Here is a 2,675-nt window from a genome sequence, read left to right as displayed (position 1 = left end):
TGGAAAAGGCGCGAGAGTTTGACCCCTTCGGGCACGCGGGACTGACCCCTTCGGGCATAATAAGATTGACCCCTTCGGGCAAAATAAAAATGACCCCTGTCGATGATACGGCAGGGGAATTTTTTTGTAGTTTTGAGAATCCTTGTCCTGGCACGGCGGGGTTCAATGTCAAATACTACAAAATATGATTGCAAAATTAAAAAACATCCTGAGATGTTACGCAGTCGGAATGGGAATAAAAGAGACGGCCAATACGTTTCACATTTCCCGCAACACAGTGCGCAAGTACGTCCGGCTGTTCATTTCAAGCGGCAAGCCTACAGATCAGCTGCTTGAACTTACGGAGGAGCAGCTCCGTGACATGTTCGGATGCACGGAGTTCCGTCATCGCGAGCCTTCGCAGCGTCAGCTCGAACTTGATGCGCTGATACCGGATTATGTCGCCCGTCTTTCACGCAAGGGAATGACCGTGCGCAAGCTCTTCAATGAGTATCGGGAAGGTCATCCCGATGGCTTTCAGGAATCTGTGTTCAAACGCACCGTCAGACAATACAGATTCCATACCACTGTCGTCGGTCATGTCGAGCACTACGCCGCCGACCAGATGTACATCGACTTCGCGGGCGACAGACTCGCGGTTGTCGACGAGATGACGGGCGAGGTCAAGAAGGCCGAAGTGTTCGTGGCCATACTTCCGTTCAGTCATTATACTTACTGCGAGGCCGTATGGTCCCAGCGCAAGGAAGACCTGATCAAGGCCTGTCAGAACGCCTTTCAGTACTTCGAGGGTGTTGTGGCGGCCATCGTTCCCGACAATCTCAAGGCGGCGGTGAAGACCAGCGACCGTAACGAACCGGTAATCAACGAGGAGTTTGCCGCCTTTGCCGAACATTATGGATGTGCCGTATACCCGGCGCGTGTACGCCATCCAAAGGACAAGGCACTTGTCGAGAACGCGGTCAAGCTCCTGTACCGTTCAGTCTATCTTGATATCGAGGGAATGGTTTTCAACACTCTGGATGAGCTGAACACGGCGATACACATATCGCTTCTAGACTTCAACGAGAAGCCGATGGCCGGCCGTGAACTGTCGCGCCGTGACATCTTCCTTCGCGGGGAGAAGGACTTTCTCCGCCCCCTGCCCGAGAAACTGTTTGTCATGAAGGAACGCAAACTGATGACAGTCGGCAAGAACTGCTACGTATCCCTGTTCAAGCACCACTACAGCGTTCCTCGCGAACATGTGGGCAAGCGTGTTGTCATCCTCTACGATGCCGACACAGTGGAGATATATTGCGGTTTGAACCTCGTGGCGACGCACGACAGATGCGACATCCCTTACACATACTCGTGGAAGAAGGAGCACAACCTGCCCGGTCATTACGGCCCTTACGACAAGGATCTCGAGGAACTCTTCCGACGTGCGGCGGAGATAGACAATATCGTTCTGGATTACCTACGAGAAGTAGACAGACGGATGCAGTACCCGCCAAAATCCTTCAGCAGCTGTCGGGGGATACTGTCGCTCGATAAGAAATATGGAACAGACCGGCTCATAGCGGCATGTGCATGCGCCTCGCAGAAATCTGAATACGGATATCAGGCGCTGCGTGAGGTCCTTGAACAGGGCGATGACGCCGACTTCCTTCCCGACGAGGATGGAACAGTCCATACCCCGGCGCAATCATCCCCCGCGCCTGTGCACAAAAACATCCGGGGGCGCGAATACTACAGCGTCAACCACAAAGAAAACGTAAAAAACGACAACTCCAATGACAACAAATGACAAGACAGCGCCGGTGAGACAGCAGCCGGACCAGAACGCCATATCGCTGGATCTGATGAACCGCATGAAAATGCACGGAATGGCCGAGGCCTTCCGCGAGAGTCTGGCAGGAACCACTGCCCAGGCAATGACCCCGGACTCCTTCCTGTCCATGCTGCTCAGCCGCGAGTGGGACTACCGCGCGCAGGCAGCGGTGACAAGACTGACAAAAAACGCATCGTTCCGTTACAAGGCATACATCGAGGAAATCGACTATACGGTCAGCCGCGGTCTTGACCGCAACCAGATGGAACGTCTGGCTACCCTTGACTTCATCCGCAACGGACAGAATCTCTTCATAACAGGATCTGCCGGCACGGGCAAAAGCTTCCTCGCCTGCGCCTTGGGACACGAGGCCTGCAAAAGAGGCATACGCACACTCTACGCCAACGCAGCCAAGCTTCTCGGGCTGCTCAAGGTGGCCAAGGTCAAGAACAGTCTTGAGGCCGAGCTAAAGAAAATCGAACGATGCCAGCTTCTGATACTCGACGACCTGTTCCTTGTCCAGCTCGACGCCAAGGAGCGTCCGATCCTGCTCGACATCATCGAGGACCGTCACGAGCGCAAATCCATCATAATAACCTCGCAGTATCCGTCATCCAGCTGGTATGACATGGTGGGAGACCCGACGGTAGCCGACGCAATCCTCGACCGGATAGTCCACTCAGCCCACTCCATCGAGCTGACGGGCGAAAGTATGCGCAAACTCAAGGCAAAAAAGGCCTGAAACAGCAACTGAGGTAAAATAAAATTGACCCCCGCCGCCAGGACTTTTAAGGGGTCAATCTTATTATGCCCGTGGGGTCAAATCCCGCGTGCCCGAAGGGGTCAAACTCTCGCGCCTTTTCCA

3 protein-coding genes are annotated in these 2,675 nt (G+C 54.1%); all 3 read left to right on the top strand.

Features of this window, described 5'->3' with window-relative positions:
* A partial coding sequence (locus C5O23_RS14495) for a hypothetical protein (protein ID WP_205743454.1) occupies positions 1-188 on the top strand: 188 nt, incomplete at its 5' end.
* Positions 185-1,786 carry an IS21 family transposase gene (istA, locus tag C5O23_RS14035; RefSeq protein WP_107033530.1) on the top strand — a complete coding sequence of 534 codons (1,602 nt, stop codon included), beginning with the start codon at positions 185-187 and terminating at the stop codon, positions 1,784-1,786. The genes C5O23_RS14495 and istA, both read left to right, overlap by 4 nt.
* Positions 1,773-2,552: an IS21-like element helper ATPase IstB gene (istB, locus tag C5O23_RS14030; protein WP_107033529.1), complete on the top strand. Its 780-nt coding sequence runs from the start codon at positions 1,773-1,775 to the stop codon at positions 2,550-2,552. Before istA ends, istB begins: the two co-directional genes overlap by 14 nt.
* Positions 2,553-2,675: the final 123 nt, after the last annotated feature.

Source organism: Duncaniella muris, from assembly GCF_003024805.1.
Taxonomy (GTDB): Bacteria; Bacteroidota; Bacteroidia; order Bacteroidales; family Muribaculaceae; genus Duncaniella; species Duncaniella muris.
This window is presented reverse-complemented; position numbering and strand designations above follow the sequence as displayed.